Source organism: Perlucidibaca piscinae DSM 21586 (assembly GCF_000420045.1).
GTDB lineage: Bacteria > Pseudomonadota > Gammaproteobacteria > Pseudomonadales > Moraxellaceae > Perlucidibaca > Perlucidibaca piscinae.
Genome location: NZ_ATUE01000008.1, coordinates 104,587 through 119,309, shown reverse-complemented (window position 1 = coordinate 119,309; position 14,723 = coordinate 104,587). Strand labels below are relative to the sequence as shown.

Here is a 14,723-nt window from a genome sequence, read left to right as displayed (position 1 = left end):
GCGGCATCAGGCGGTTTCACCAGCGACGCCAGCTCGCCGCGCCTTGAAAAAAGCCTGCAGCATGGCCGCCGACTCGTCCGCCAGCACGCCACCCTGCCAGGCAAAGCGGTGATTGAAATAGCCGCTGACATCGGGGTTCATGAGCTGGCGCTGACTGAGCAAGGAGCCGGCCTTGGGCTCGCTGGCGGCAAACACCACGCGCGCCAGACGCGCATGCACAAGCGCGCCCACGCACATGGTGCAGGGCTCCAGGGTCACGTACAGGGTGCAGCCATCAAGACGATAATTTCCCAGCACCTGAGCCGCCATGCGTGTCGCCAGGATCTCAGCATGCGCGGTGGGGTCGTCACTGCCAATCGGCTGGTTGTGCGCCTCAGCAAGCACGGTGACGCCATCCGGCGCCACCACCACGGCACCGACCGGCACCTCGCCGCTGGCTGCGGCCAGTCCGGCCTGCGCCAGCGCGCGACGCATGAACGACTCGTCGTTTGCCGCGACGCTCTCCCCCTGGGGTGCAGGGGTCGCGAAGACCCCTGCACCCCAGGGGGAGAGCTCACCAGCCATCGCTCACTCCCACTCGATGGTCGCAGGCGGCTTGGAGCTGACGTCGTAGGCGACGCGGGAAATGCCGCTGATCTCGTTGATGATGCGGTTGCTGACCGTCTCCAGCAGTTCGTAGGGCAGATGCGCCCAGCGCGCGGTCATGAAGTCGATGGTCTCGACGGCGCGCAGGCTGACCACCCACTGGTAGCGCCGGCCGTCACCGACCACGCCCACGCTCTTCACCGGCAGGAACACCACGAAGGCCTGCGAGGTCTTGTGGTACCAGCCGGCCTTGTGCAGCTCCTCAAGGAAGATGGCATCGGCCTCGCGCAGGATGTCGGCGTATTCCTTCTTCACCTCGCCAAGAATGCGCACGCCCAGGCCCGGCCCAGGGAACGGGTGACGGTAGACCATGTCGTAGGGCAGCCCCAGGGCGAGGCCGAGCTTGCGCACCTCGTCCTTGAACAGCTCGCGCAGCGGCTCCACGAGCTTCATTTTCATGTCGTCGGGCAGGCCGCCGACATTGTGGTGCGACTTGATGACGTGGGCCTTGCCGGTCTTGCTGGCGGCCGACTCGATGACATCGGGATAGATGGTGCCCTGGGCCAGCCAGTTGACGCCGCCTTTCGCGAGCTTGGCGGATTCGCGGTCAAAGACCTCGATGAAGGTGTTGCCGATGATCTTGCGCTTGGCCTCCGGGTCGGACACACCGGCCAGCTTGCCGAGGAACTCGGCCTCGGCATCGACGCGGATGACCTTGATGCCCATGTTCTGCGCGAACATGGCCATGACCTGGTCGCCCTCGTTCTTGCGCAGCAGGCCATTGTCGACGAATACGCAGGTGAGCTGGTCGCCGATGGCCTTGTGCAGCAGTGCCGCCACCACCGAGGAGTCGACACCGCCGGACAGGCCGAGCAGCACCTGGTCACTGCCGACCTGTTCGCGCACGCGGCGCACGCTGTCCTCGATGATGTTGGCCGGCGTCCACAGCGCCTGGGTCTGGCAGATGTCGTGGATGAAGCGCTGCAGCAGCGCCCCGCCCTGCCGGGTATGGGTCACTTCCGGGTGGAACTGGACGCCGTAGAAGTCACGCACCTCATCGGCCATGGCCGCGACCGGGCAGCTGGGGGTGGCCGCGGTGACGCGAAAGCCGTCAGGGATCTGGGTGACCTTGTCGCCATGCGACATCCAGACATCGAGCACGGATTCGCCGTCAACGGTCTTGCGATCGCTGAGGTCGCCGAAAAGCGCGTCATGACGAGTGTCGGCGGCATTGTTCTGGCACTGGCGCAGGTCCGAGACCAAGGTCACGGCGGCATAGCCGAACTCGCGCAGGTCGGAGCTCTCGACACGGCCGCCGAGCTGCTGGGCCATGGTCTGCATGCCGTAGCAGATGCCAAGTACCGGCACGCCCAGCGTGAACACCACCTCGGGGGCGCGCGGGGTGTCGGCAGCGGTCACGGTTTCCGGGCCACCGGACAGGATGATGCCCTTGGGCGCGAAGGCACGGATCTCGTCCTCGCTCATGTCGAAGGCACGCAGTTCGCAGTAGACGCCGAGCTCGCGCACGCGACGGGCGATGAGCTGGGTGTACTGCGAGCCGAAATCGAGAATGAGGATGCGGTGCGCGTGGATGTCCTGGGTCATGGTGTTCTCAATTCAGCCGACGCGGTAGTTCGGCGCTTCCTTGGTGATGGTGACGTCGTGGACGTGCGATTCCTTCATGCCGGCCGAGGTGATCTTCACGAACTTAGGCTGGGTGCGCATGGTCGCGATGTCGGCGGAGCCGGTGTAGCCCATGGACGAGCGCAGGCCGCCGATGAGCTGGTGGATGATGCCGCTCATGGGGCCCTTGTAGGCGACTCGGCCCTCGATGCCTTCCGGCACCAGCTTCTCGACACCAGCCGAGGCATCCTGGAAGTAGCGGTCGGCGGAACCGCCGCCACGTTGCGCCATGGCGCCCAGCGAGCCCATGCCGCGATAGGCCTTGTAGTAGCGCCCCTGGAACAGCTCGACTTCGCCCGGTGCCTCTTCGGTGCCGGCCAGCAGGGAGCCGACCATGATGCTGCTGGCACCGGCGGCGATGGCCTTGGCGATGTCACCGGAGAAGCGGATGCCGCCGTCGGCGATCAGCGGGATCTGGTTGTTGAGCGCGCGCGCCACCATGTCGATGGCGGAGATCTGCGGCACGCCGATGCCGGCGACGATGCGGGTGGTGCAGATGGAGCCCGGACCGATGCCGACCTTGACGGCATCGGCACCGGCGTCGAGCAGTGCCAGCGCCGCATCACCGGTGGCGATGTTGCCGCCGATGACCTGCATGGCCGGGAAGTTCTGCTTGATCCAGCGCACGCGGTCGATGACACCCTGGCTATGGCCATGGGCGGTGTCCACGACCAGCACGTCCACGCCAGCCTCGATCAGCGCCTCGACACGGGCCGGCGTGTCGGCACCCGTGCCGACGGCAGCGCCAACGCGAAGACGGCCCTGGCTGTCCTTGCAGGAATTCGGAAAACGCTCGGCCTTCTGGAAGTCGTTGACCGTGATCAGGCCCTTGAGGCGGAAGTCGTCATCAATGACCAGCACCTTCTCGATGCGGTGCTCGTGCAGCAGCGCCTTGATGCGCTCCGGCGACTCGCCTTCCTTGACCGTGACCAGCTTCTGCTGCGGCGTCATGATCGCCGAGACCGGCAGATCCATGCGCGTCTCGAAGCGCAGGTCGCGGCTGGTGACGATGCCGACAACCTGATCGCCCTGCATGACCGGAACACCGGAGATGCGATTGGCCTTGGTCAGCTCGATGAGTTCACCCACCGTGGTCTTGGGGCTAACGGTGATGGGGTCCTGGACGATGCCGGCCTCGAACTTCTTGACCCGCCGCACTTCAGCCGCCTGGCTGCCGATATCCATGTTCTTGTGCAGGATGCCAATGCCGCCTTCCTGTGCGATGGCAATGGCCATGCGCGCCTCGGTCACCGTGTCCATGGCCGCGGAGACCAGGGGAACGTTGAGCTGGATGCCGCGCGTCAACTGCGTCTTGAGGCAGGCATCCTTGGGCAGGACATTGGAGTAGGCAGGCAACAGGAGCACATCGTCAAAGGTCAGCGCTTCCTGGACAATATCGAGCATCGCACCACTCCGGGACAGGGAACTGCCCGGGGCCAGCAGGGGCCATCGGGCCGATCACATGAGAAGAAATTAGCCGCGCAGTATACAGCCTCTGCGACTTCCCGTCTCGTGGCCCGACACAATCACGATGCACGCCGCATTCCTGGGACGTACACATCCCCTTTGCTGACTCAGCATCGATCGCATCTACTCCATGGCCCATGACATGTCATCCTCGGCGCGATCGCCGGTATTGACCCAGAGCCGCCAGACCAGGCTGTCACCCGGCTCCGGCGGCCAATGAACGGGCTTGGGGATGGGTGAGTAGAGAAACCCCTCTACCAGCGCCTTGAGCGCGCCATACAGGGGCGAATCCGGATTGGCGTTGTATTCCAGCGTCCCGCGGCGACGCTCGGACAGACGCGCGCGAATCAAGTCGGAAATCAGCAGATTCATGATCTCCCGCTGCGTCGCTCCCATGCCCATCTGACCAATGCGCAGGACATCGACCTGACGAAACCAGCGCTCGGGAAACAGGAAAAACAGCACCAGCAGCTTTTGTCGTGCACGCGGAAACAGTGCATCCGACACCGACCGGCGCGGCGTCACATGCGGTGTTATCCGCGCCACGCCGGGCCCGCCCAGGCGCGGCGGACGATGAAACTGCGGCCAGTCGAACAGCAGCATGGGGTCCGTGCAATTCTGCCGCAGGCAATGCATCTGCTCGCTGGTCAAGCCACGCACCGTGCCATTGCGGCGACGCCAGGGATTCGGTGCCAGCGGATCAACTGGCTCATAGGGATAAATCATCAAACCACCTCCGGCCTTGTGCTTTCCAGTACAAAGGGGGTAGCTCATGATCAGGCGTTCTCGCCATCTGCGCCGACGAACTGACCAACGGGACTGGAACGCACGCCGCATGCCACCCGAATACCTGGTCCGGCAGCAGATTTTCAGCGCATATGGCAACACCAACGCTGGGTGCTCACGCCATTGCTCCCTAAAACTGGGCCCTGCTTGCGCTATCATCCTGCTGAACATGACGCCTGCCGGCAAAGCCGCGCAGTCAAGGCATCCATACCCGGGCATCTCCCATGACATCCTCTCCCGCTCCCGCCGTACTCACGGTCAGTCAGCTCAACGGCAGCGTGCGCGAGCTGCTGGAGTTCAACTACGGCAGGGTCTGGCTGCGAGGAGAGATATCGAACCTGTCGGCACCCAGCTCCGGGCACCTCTATTTCACCCTCAAGGACGACGAGGCACAGGTACGTGCTGCCATGTTCAAGGGGGCTCGCACGGCGTCTCGGCTGCAGCAGCCGCCACGCCACGGACAGCAGGTGCTTGTGCGTGCCCGGGTCAGCCTGTACGCGCCGCGCGGGGACTATCAGCTCATCGTCGAGCATCTTGAGGACGCCGGCAAAGGCGCGCTGCAGCAGGCCTTCGAGATGCTCAAGGCACGTCTTGCCGCTGAGGGTCTGTTCTCTGCCGAACGCAAGCGCGCACTGCCAGCCAGTCCGCGCGGCATTGCCGTGGTGACATCGCCCAGCGGTGCCGCCGTGCGCGACATCCTGCAGGTGCTCGGACGCCGGGCGCCGGGCATTCCCGTGCACGTCTGCCCGGTGCCGGTCCAGGGCAGCGATGCACCACCCGCGATCGTGGCCGCCCTGACCCTGCTGCGCGAGCTGCATCAGAATGATTTCCGCGACGCTGAAGGCCGGAGCGTGGCGCCCTTCGATGTCGTCATCATTGCCCGTGGCGGGGGCTCGCTGGAGGATCTCTGGGCCTTCAATGAAGAGGCCGTGGTCAGAGCGCTGGCCGACCTGCCGGTACCGGTGGTCAGTGGCATAGGCCATGAAATCGATTTCACCATTGCCGACTTCGTCGTCGACGTTCGCGCGCCCACCCCCTCGGCAGCGGCAGAGCTGGTGAGCCCCGACTGGCAGCAAGGGCTTGAGCAGATACGCCAGGGACAGATTCGTCTGCAGCGCGGCATGCTGCGCCAGCTGCAGCAACGACGCGACCAGCTGCAGCAGCTGGCCCGTCGGCTGCGCAGCCCGGCCAGACTGCTGCAGGATCAGCGCCAGCACGTGGATGACCTCGAGCTGCGCCTGAACCGTGCCATGCAGCGACAGCTCCTGCTCAGCAGACAGCAGCATGCCGTCTTGCGGCAGCGTCTGCAGACCGGACATCCCGGACGCCGGCTGACGGAACTGCGACCGCGACTGCAGCAGCTGCAGGATCGCCTGCAGCGCCTGATGCAGCGTCAACTCGAACAGCAGCGCTTCCGTTTCCAGTCCCTGGTGATGCGCGCCGAGGCCGTCAGTCCGCTGGCCGTGATGACCCGAGGCTATGCCATCGTGACCACTGACGACGGGCAGCTCCTGCGCTCGTCAGCGGCAACCGCTCCCGGCCAGCACATCGCCATTCGCTTGCAGGAAGGTCGCCTGCAAGCCACCGTGACGGCCTGCCAGCCGCCTGATCTGAACCCGACCTGAAAGAGACATGCCAGACATGCCCATCCGCAACACGTTTCCCGTGCTGTTTGCCACCGCCATCAGCATGCTTGGCGTCCTGGCTTCCGAACCGGTTCACAGCACCCCGATTGCAGCAGCCGCGCTCGCGGCGCAGACACCCGACCCTGTGCCTGAGCTGACACCGGCATTGGCGGCACTGGACGATGCGCTGCGCATCCGTGACGAGGTCACACCAAATGTTCGCCAACGCAGCGCCATGCCACGCCATGCACCAGTCAATGGCGGCGTGGCCATCGTGCCGCTGCCGGACTCACTGCCCCTGACACTGCACTACCAGGGCCAGCCGGTGTGGACCGGACATGTGCAGAGCGGAGGCCCGCGCGTTGCCGTTGTCGGGCTGCCCTTGCAGGCCGAGGGAGAACAGCAGCTGACTGACGCCGAAGGGCGGGTCGCAGCACGCTGGCTGGTGACGCGAAAAACCTATCCCGAACAGCGTCTGGTGCTCAAGGACACGCGCTATGTCACCCCGGACGAAGAGCAGCTGGCACGCTTTGCCCGCGAAGCCGAGCTGCAGAAGCAGACCTACCGGCAGTTCAGCGCTGCACCTGGCAGGGCAATGCAGCAGCCGCCCTGGCCGGTTTTCCGCTGGCCGCTGTCGGGTCGTCTGAGCAGCCCCTTCGGCCTGCAGCGCTTCTTCAACGACGTGCCCAGGGCACCACACCTCGGGCTGGATATCGCCGGCCGTACCGGCGAACCCGTGATGGCACCGGCCGATGGCCGCGTGGCGCTGACCGGCGACTTCTTTTTCAACGGCCGCACCGTCATCCTTGACCACGGACAGGGCCTGTTTTCCATGCTCTGCCATTTCGACGAAATCCGCGTGCAGCAAGGCGACATGGTCACTGCCGGCACGACTGTGGGCACGGTAGGAGCCACCGGGCGCGCCACCGGCCCGCACCTGCACTGGACCGTCAGCCTCAACGATGCCCGCATCGACCCGCGCTGGCTGCTGACCGACAAATAGCGTCAGGCAATCAGGGGCGTCAGCACACCCAGTAGGTGCTGACGTCGCAGCGGCTTGATCAGCACCGACTCCAGACCCGCCGCCTGGTATTCGGCAACACGCAACGGATCACTGTGTGCGGTCATGGCCACCAAGGCGCATGCCGAGTTCGCGCGCCGTGCCTGCTGACGCAGCTGCTGCCAGCGGACAGCAAATCCGGCAGCATTCATGTCCGGCAACTCGCCATCGACCATGACCAGGTCCCAAGGCTCGCCGACATAGCCCAGCGCCGCCTTGCCACTGTCGACACAGGTCAGATCGACACGCCACGGCAGCATGATGCTTTTCAGAAGCTGCTGGCTGATGAGGTCATCCTCGACCACGAGAATGCGCTTGCCGACCCAGAGACGCTCCGCCTCGGCCAGGGCGCGTCCATCCAGCGCCGGTGATCTGCCGGCAAGTGGCTGGGGCATGCCGCGCAGCCCGCTCTCCATGGCCTGGGCGGCATCGCGGGCCTGGGCAACATAGTGCTGCTGCTCATCATCAAGCGGTGTGCTGGCGAGCAGCTCCAGCATGCCGGAAACGCCATGCAACGGCGTGCGTATGTCATGTGACCACTTGCCCCAGGCCGCCTGCTGGCTCAGCAGTTGCTGCCAGCGCTGTTCGCGTTCCCGCAACTGCTGCTGCAGATCCTCGATGACGCCGAGCTGACGCGCCGCTTTCTGCTGCCGGCTCAGCTGCTCGGCGTAACGGGCACCCTGCCCCCAGACCAGTGCGCCGATCAGCAGCAACACGGCAATGCCCAGAAGCACGGCACGAAAGATCAGCCCCAGCTCGGTGCGCAGGATGAGTCCGCCATCAAAACCGACACTGACCCGCCCTATGCGCTCCTGTGCCGGCGCCGTCACGCCGTCGAACCAGTCATCCTCGGCCGGCAACGCCAGCGGCTGCAGGATGTCGGCCTCATAACGCTTGACGTCCTCCGGCATCACCGTCAGCGCGTTTTTGCGCTGCAGCCAGAGTGCACCGGAATGGTCCGTGATGGTCAGGCTGACCACGCCGGGGTACTCGAGGAAGCGCCTGACTGCACCATCCAGCAACCCCGGCTGATTGGAAAGCAGCGCGTAATCGGCACCCGCCGCCAGCTGGCTGGTGAGCTGGCGGGCTGAGGCTTCGAAACGCTGGTTCTGCTCGACCACATGACTCCAGGTCGTCAGCGACAGAATCAGCACCATGACCAGAATCGCAGGCAGGGTACCCAGCAGCAGCAGACGGCGACGCCAGCGCAAGGGATTCATGTGCCACCTCGAACCGGTACGCAGGGAACACGCGAGAGATCCACGGCCAGCGAGCGCGCCACCTGGACATTGCAGACCACTTCGCCAGGCGTCAGCGTGCGCGCAGGCAGGAACGTGCCTGTGCGCTGCCAGTAGCGAAACTGCTCGACAACTGCCGCGATGAGGTCGGCCTTGGGGACGGCACGGGACGCCACGGCGCCTGCCGCGACAAACGCCGGTGTCGGACCGATCCAGGGCCGCTGATGGCGATAGGCGGAGAGCAGGATGACCTTGGCGGTTTCACGCGAGAAGAACCTGGTGTCACTGATGCCGAGCAGCACATCAACCCGCTGGGCGAGCTCCGCCACATCGCGGGCAGTCGGCATGCCGGACAGTCGTCTGGCCACAACACGAGTCTCGCCCGCCTCCTTGCGCAGCGCCAGCACCTCGGCTTCATGCGCCGGAGGATAGAGCACACCGACACGCTGCAGACCGGGAAGCACGGTACGCGCCAGCTGCCACTGCGCGACCAGGTCAACGCCCCAGTACAGCGCCGAGTCTCCAGCACGCAGAGGCCAGTCCGATGCATTGCGGGCAAGCACCAGCTGCGGACGCGAATCAGCGCGTTGCCGCGATGCCGCATCGTCGGTACCCGCAAGCCAGCGCAAGGTGACGGCCGCAGCCGCACCATCGCCGGCATCGGGAACCCAGACAATGTCGGGCGCCGCTGCACGCAAGGCGCGCAGGGCAGGCTCGGGTGCACCCACCACCTGCACAGTCAGGGCCGCATGCAATCCGGGGGAGACGCAAAGACAAAGCCACACCAGCATGGCATGAAGCACGTGCTGAACACACCTGCGCCAGCGCAGCTGCGGGGCCATCATCCGTGACTGCCTCCTGCCTGATGCCTCAATAACGCCACGCTGCACTCGCCCAGATTCGATGCCGGCTGTCGACACCGTTGGCGGTGCGCAGCTCCGGATCATCGGTCAAACGGTACTGGGCAGTGACACCCAGATCGAGCTGCTGGCGCTGGCCTAGCGGAACCACACGTCCGATGTGCAGATCCAGCCGATCATAGAAGTATTGCTGACTGTCGTTCAGGTCGTTGTAGAAGTTGTAGGCGACACTGCCTCGCCAGCCATCCGGATCCATGAGTGACCACATCAGACTACCACTGTGACGGGCAAAGATATCCGTGTTGTTGCTTTCCGGCTGTCCCTTGGGGGCATCGATGTCGAGATGCGAATAGTTGAGCAGCAGGCGCTGAAAGGGCGTCAGACGCCACTGGCTGCCCAGCTCGGCTCCCTGCAGGACATAGTTCTCGATGGGTCCAAGGATGAATTCGTCCAGACCAAGCGTGTTGTCGACCAGCTCCAGATCGTCGCGGAAGAACTTCACGTCGGCTGCAACGCGACTGAACTGGGCGACATACGCCAGTTCATGGGAGCGGATGCGCTCGGTACGCGCCGTGCCGTCAGACTTCACGCGCTGATAGAACACGCCATCAAAGCGGGACTGCGACCGGTCTGCCGTACGTGCCTCGAATGCGGCATCGACCTGGTTCTCGAAGATGTCGGGCGTGTGCACCGCTTCGGAATACCCCAGACGCAGGGCCTGACGCGGATCGAACTGCCAGGACAGGGCCGCTCGCGGCGAAAAGTAGCTGCCGGCGATGTCGTCACGCTCGACGTTGCCACCCAGATTCAGCAGCCATTGATCGGCGAATCGCCACTCGATGTGCGAGAACAGCGACATCACCGTGGATGATGCCGACCCCTGCAGATAGGTTTTTGACGTGGTACGTCCCAGCAGCGCCTCGCCCCCCAGCACCATGCGGAAGCGCTCATTTGGCGTCCATGTGTTGCTGAGCTCGATGTCAGTGCGCTGGTCGCGGTAGCTGACATCGGTGTTGTAGTCCAGCAGCGGCAAGGTCGGCTCACCGGTCTGCGGATCAATTTCCAGCATGCTGATGGTCAGCAGACAGGTGTCACGCAGTGCGGCATTGGTCAGCAGCGGGCCTGGATTGGTACAGGCCGCGACCGGGTCATCGACAAAGGCACGGGCCTGATCCGGATCCTCACGCTGCAGCCGATTCAGCTCGGGTGACACGACGACATAGGGCAGCCTTACTTTCCACGGCTCGTCACGATCAAAGTGATTGAAGGAGACCTGGGCATTGAAGGTATTGCGCTGCCCGATTGGCTGCAGCAGGTTCATCGTGGCATGCGCGTTGTCGACGGTTGCCACCGGCAATTCACGGTACAGATCCTGGTTGTTCAGTCGCTCCTGCTGGGCCGTCGAGCGCGCCCCGCCAATGCTGAAGGTGAACTCGCCATTCTGTGCCGTGGTCCACACGCCCTTGCCATAGAGGCCTTCGCTGCGCGTGTCGTCACGATAGGACGCCTCACGCTTGAGGTTGGTGTCAAAGCCCCGATCGCCGCGACGAAACGCCGACCAGGACCAGTCGCCACCGAGTCCGGACAACGAGAGCCGGGCAAAACTGTCACCAATGCCATCCTCGCCAGCACGATGCACCAGCTCGGCATTGGGGACATCCTGCGGATGTCGGGTGATGATGTTGATGACCGCGTAGAAGCTGTTGGCACCGTGCGTGGCCGAAGACGGGCTGCGCACCACCTCGATGCGTTCGACGTCCTCGATGTCCAGGGGCAGGCCGATCCAGTCCACCACCGCGAGACCGGTCTGGTACAGCGAGCGCCCGTCGACCTGCACCTGCATGCGGCGGTTGCCGAAGGTGGAGGTACCGTGATAACCGACGTAGGCCTCGGAGCCGGACTCGCGAGCGACGATCATGCCCGGCACCAGGCGCAGCACGTCGTAGATCTGGCGTGCGCCGGAGGCGCGGATGGTGGCACGGTCAATGACCGTGACCGCCGATGGCGCATCCAGGGGCGACTGCTGCAGACGCGTGGCCGAGATCACCGAAACCGGCGACACCTCTGCCGGTGCCTCCTCGAACCCGAGATCATCGGCCTGCGTCAGTGTCGGGCCGACGATCAGCCCGAGGCAGGCGAGGCGCAGCAGATCAGCGTTTCTTTTCGCGCTTCTTGTGGAACTGGACATGGCGGCGTCGGCGCTCGGCTTGGGCTTCGGTCAGCTTGTTGACCCTATCCTTGAACGGGTTGTCCGTGGTCTTGAACTCGAATTTGACCGGCGTGCCCTGCAAACGCAAGGCCTTGCGGAAGACGTTCTCGAGATAGCGCTTGTAATCCTTGGGCACCGATTCGGTCTGGTTGCCATGAATCACGAACAGCGGCGGGTTCTGGCCACCCATGTGGCAGTAGCGCAGCTTGATGCGACGACCGGACACGAGCGGCGGCTGGTGCTGCTCGAGCGCATCCGCCAGCAGCTGGTTGAGGCGGTTGGTCGGAACCTTGATCATGGCCGAGTCGTAGGCGCGGTGGATGGACGGATACAGATCCCCCACGGCGGTGCCGTACTTGGCCGAGATCAGATGGATCTTGACGTAGGGCAGGAAGTCGAAGCGACGCTCCATGTCGTTGCGCAGCTTCTTCTTCTCGTCATCCGTCATGCCGTCCCACTTGTTGATGGCGATGACCAGCGCGCGCCCGGTTTCCAGCACGAAGCCGAGCAGGTTGAGGTCTTGGTCGACGATGCTTTCGTGGGCATCCATGACCATGACCACGACATGCGCGTCCTTGACCGCCTGCAGGGTCTTGATCACCGAGAACTTTTCCACGGTCTCGTTGACGCGGCCACGGCGTCGGATGCCGGCGGTGTCGATCAGCGTGTAGCGCCGCTCCTGGCGCTCGAACGGAATGTAGATGCTGTCGCGGGTGGTACCCGGCATGTCGTAGACCACCACGCGCTCTTCGCCGAGCAGGCGGTTGACCAGCGTCGACTTGCCCACGTTGGGGCGTCCGATGATGGCGATCTTGATGCCGGCCTCGGGGTCCTCGACGTCCGGATCATCCTCGGGGTAGTCCGCGAGAATGGTCTCGATCATCTGGGTCACGCCACGGCCATGGCTGGCGGCAATGCCGTGCAGCTCGCCGAGGCCGAGGCGGTGGAAGTCGGCCAGCGCGACCTCTTCCTGGATGCCGTCAATCTTGTTGACCACCAGCTGCACCTGCTTGTTCAGCGTGCGCAGCTCGGTGGCGATCTGGGTGTCGGCGGGGGTCAGGCCGGCACGCGCATCGACCAGGAACAGGACGATGTCGGCCTCTTCGATGGCCAGACGCGACTGTTCGGCCATGGGCGCATCGATGCCCTGCTCCGATTCGCCGATGCCGCCGGTGTCGATGACGATGAAGGACTTGTTGCTGATGCACGCGTCACCGTACTTACGGTCACGCGTCAGGCCCGGCAGGTCGGCCACAAGGGCATCACGGCTTCGCGTCAGCTGGTTGAAAAGCGTCGACTTGCCGACATTGGGGCGCCCGACCAGGGCAAGCACAGGTTTCATCAATCATCCACTCAGGGTTTCAGGTCCCAGGCCGCCAGTCTGCCTTCGACAGACAGGGTAAGCAGCTGGGGTGCATCTACAACAACGCTCATCAGGGGCGCGCCAGCGGCACGCTTGCGACCGCGCGGGGCACCATCACGGGGGCTGAACACATGCAGCCAGCCATCGCTGTCGCCTACCACCACCAGACCGCGCCAGATGACCGGGGCCAGCAGCTTGCGACCCTTGAGGCCATCCTGCAGCCAGACCACGGCACCGGTGATCTTGTTGATGGCCGCCAGCGAGCCATCGGCATCGACTGCATAGACATGGGCGCCGTCAAAGGCGACGCTCTGCGTGGTGGAGACATTGATCTGCCAGCGGCGACGCACCTGCTGGGTATCGGTGGCGGTGAGCTGCGACTGGTAGCCGGCGGTGTACAGGGTCCCGTTGCTGTCGAGCACGAGGTCACCATCGATGTCCATCAGGCGCTCGAGTTCGCCACGACCGCGCGAACTGGTGACACGGGTCTGCCAGACCGGCAGGCCGTTCTTGAGGTCGAGCTGGTACAGGTCGCCCTGGCCACTGACCGCGAACAGCTTGTCACCGGACGCCACCGGGGCCGCATTGCCGCGCAGTGACAGCGGCGGCACCGGGGTGTCGAACTTCCAGCGCGGCTGACCGGTGTCACGGGCAAAGACCTGGATGCGACCATCCAGGGTCTGCACGATGACATCGGTGGCAGTGATGCGCGGCACCGACAGCAGCGAGGCGCCCAGCGGCGCGCGCCAGACCGGCGAGCCATCCTTGCTGCGCAGCACCAGCAGGTCGGACTGATCGGTGCCGACGGCGAGAATGTCACCATCAACCGCGACGCCACCGGTGATGCCGGTGGTCAGACGGGCCTTCCAGCGCAATGCGCCACTGGCGCGCCCGATGGACTTGATCACGCCATCGCGACTGGCGGCATAGACAGCGGGCGCCTCGACTGCCGGCTCCAGCGAAAGAAACTCGTTGTCTGCGCCATCCCCCACCGAAGCGGACCAGCGCTTGTCGATCTCCACGCCCTTGCCGGCGATCTCGGGGAGCGGGGCAGCACCCGATGACGCCGGGTTGCTGCTGCAGGCGCCGAGGGCCAGGGTTGCGAGAAGTGCCAGGGCCAGTGGCAGACGGGTCATGGCATTCATTGGGCAGTCTCCTGTGACACTGCGGCCTCGGCAGCCTTGCGCGGCACCGGAGTCAGGCCGACATCGGCAAGCTTGAGCTCAAGCACCGGGCGCTGCTCGTTGCGCGCCGCCAGCGCCCGGTCAGCCTCGGCATAGGCCTTGGCAGCAGCGGCCCGATCATTCTTCTGCAGGGCGAGATCGCCACGAATCTCCGCCACCAGCGGCAGAAGTGCCGGCGAATCGACTGCCTGCAGCTGCTCCTCGGCCGCCTTGAGATCGCCCTTGGCGATCAGCACGCGCGCCAGGCGGGTACGCACCAGCAGCACGGTTTCCGCATCAGGCTTCTGCTCCAGCACCCAGCGCAGGTGCTTTTCGGCCTGAGCCAGCTGACTGGTCTCGACGGCATGACGGGCCAGCATCAGGGCAGCATCGACGGCATAGGGCGTGCTGGCATGTTCATCCATGAGCTGACGCGCGAGACGCTGCAAATCGGTGTTGGCGGCCTTGTCATCGGGATTGGCCAGGCTGCGCTGGGCAGCCGTGTTCATCTGCTGCTGCAGGGTCTGCGCCACGGTAGCCGAATTGATCTGCTCGGCCTGCCACCAGCGCCAGCCAGCCACGCCGGCACCCGCCACCGCCACCCCCAGAAGCAGTGACATGCCATAGCGCTGCCACCAGGTCTTCAAGCTCTCGACGGCTTCATCTTCGTTGTAGGCCACCCGC

At 64.8% G+C, this 14,723-nt stretch carries 11 protein-coding genes and 1 pseudogene; 2 read left to right on the top strand and 10 right to left on the bottom strand.

Translation table 11 applies throughout. The features are described 5' to 3' along the window. Positions 1 to 6: 6 nt before the first annotated feature. The 4 genes and pseudogenes from tadA to F595_RS14255 form a co-directional block, all read right to left on the bottom strand. Positions 7 to 492: pseudogene (tadA, locus tag F595_RS0109775) on the bottom strand (tRNA adenosine(34) deaminase TadA); the annotation flags it as partial. A 75-nt stretch (positions 493 to 567) separates the two neighbouring features. Further along, a complete protein-coding gene (gene guaA, locus F595_RS0109770) occupies positions 568 to 2,190 on the bottom strand; it encodes a glutamine-hydrolyzing GMP synthase (RefSeq protein WP_022956689.1) in 1,623 nt (540 codons plus the stop codon). A 12-nt stretch (positions 2,191 to 2,202) separates the two neighbouring features. Continuing rightward, positions 2,203 to 3,672 carry an IMP dehydrogenase gene (guaB, locus tag F595_RS0109765; protein ID WP_022956688.1) on the bottom strand — a complete coding sequence of 490 codons (1,470 nt, stop codon included), beginning with the start codon at positions 3,670 to 3,672 and terminating at the stop codon, positions 2,203 to 2,205. A gap of 186 nt (positions 3,673 to 3,858) precedes the next feature. Further along, positions 3,859 to 4,572: a hypothetical protein gene (locus F595_RS14255; RefSeq protein ID WP_156873859.1), complete on the bottom strand. Its 714-nt coding sequence runs from the start codon at positions 4,570 to 4,572 to the stop codon at positions 3,859 to 3,861. A gap of 173 nt (positions 4,573 to 4,745) precedes the next feature. Here F595_RS14255 and xseA point away from each other — a divergent pair, with 173 nt between their 5' ends. Next, positions 4,746 to 6,146: an exodeoxyribonuclease VII large subunit gene (xseA, locus tag F595_RS0109755; protein WP_022956686.1), complete on the top strand. Its 1,401-nt coding sequence runs from the start codon at positions 4,746 to 4,748 to the stop codon at positions 6,144 to 6,146. A gap of 235 nt (positions 6,147 to 6,381) precedes the next feature. Beyond that, positions 6,382 to 7,149: a peptidoglycan DD-metalloendopeptidase family protein gene (locus F595_RS13680; RefSeq protein WP_456107046.1), complete on the top strand. Its 768-nt coding sequence runs from the start codon at positions 6,382 to 6,384 to the stop codon at positions 7,147 to 7,149. A 2-nt stretch (positions 7,150 to 7,151) separates the two neighbouring features. Here F595_RS13680 and F595_RS0109745 read toward each other — a convergent pair whose 3' ends face one another. From F595_RS0109745 to F595_RS0109720, 6 genes are all read right to left on the bottom strand, one after another. Then, positions 7,152 to 8,426, bottom strand: a complete 1,275-nt coding sequence (locus tag F595_RS0109745; protein ID WP_084682970.1) for a histidine kinase dimerization/phospho-acceptor domain-containing protein — start codon at positions 8,424 to 8,426, stop codon at positions 7,152 to 7,154. Further along, positions 8,423 to 9,235 carry a hypothetical protein gene (locus F595_RS0109740; protein ID WP_156873858.1) on the bottom strand — a complete coding sequence of 271 codons (813 nt, stop codon included), beginning with the start codon at positions 9,233 to 9,235 and terminating at the stop codon, positions 8,423 to 8,425. The genes F595_RS0109745 and F595_RS0109740 overlap by 4 nt, the downstream gene beginning before the upstream one ends. A 79-nt stretch (positions 9,236 to 9,314) precedes the next feature. Next, a complete protein-coding gene (locus tag F595_RS0109735; protein ID WP_084682967.1) occupies positions 9,315 to 11,492 on the bottom strand; it encodes a TonB-dependent receptor plug domain-containing protein in 2,178 nt (725 codons plus the stop codon). Next, positions 11,455 to 12,855 (bottom strand): ribosome biogenesis GTPase Der, encoded by a 1,401-nt coding sequence (gene der / locus F595_RS0109730; RefSeq protein WP_022956681.1) that lies wholly within the window; start codon positions 12,853 to 12,855, stop codon positions 11,455 to 11,457. The genes F595_RS0109735 and der overlap by 38 nt, the downstream gene beginning before the upstream one ends. An 11-nt stretch (positions 12,856 to 12,866) precedes the next feature. Then, on the bottom strand, positions 12,867 to 14,021 hold the full coding sequence (bamB, locus tag F595_RS0109725) for an outer membrane protein assembly factor BamB (RefSeq protein ID WP_022956680.1): 1,155 nt from the start codon (positions 14,019 to 14,021) through the stop codon (positions 12,867 to 12,869). After that, positions 14,018 to 14,719 (bottom strand): YfgM family protein, encoded by a 702-nt coding sequence (locus F595_RS0109720; protein ID WP_022956679.1) that lies wholly within the window; start codon positions 14,717 to 14,719, stop codon positions 14,018 to 14,020. The genes bamB and F595_RS0109720 overlap by 4 nt, the downstream gene beginning before the upstream one ends. Positions 14,720 to 14,723: the final 4 nt, after the last annotated feature.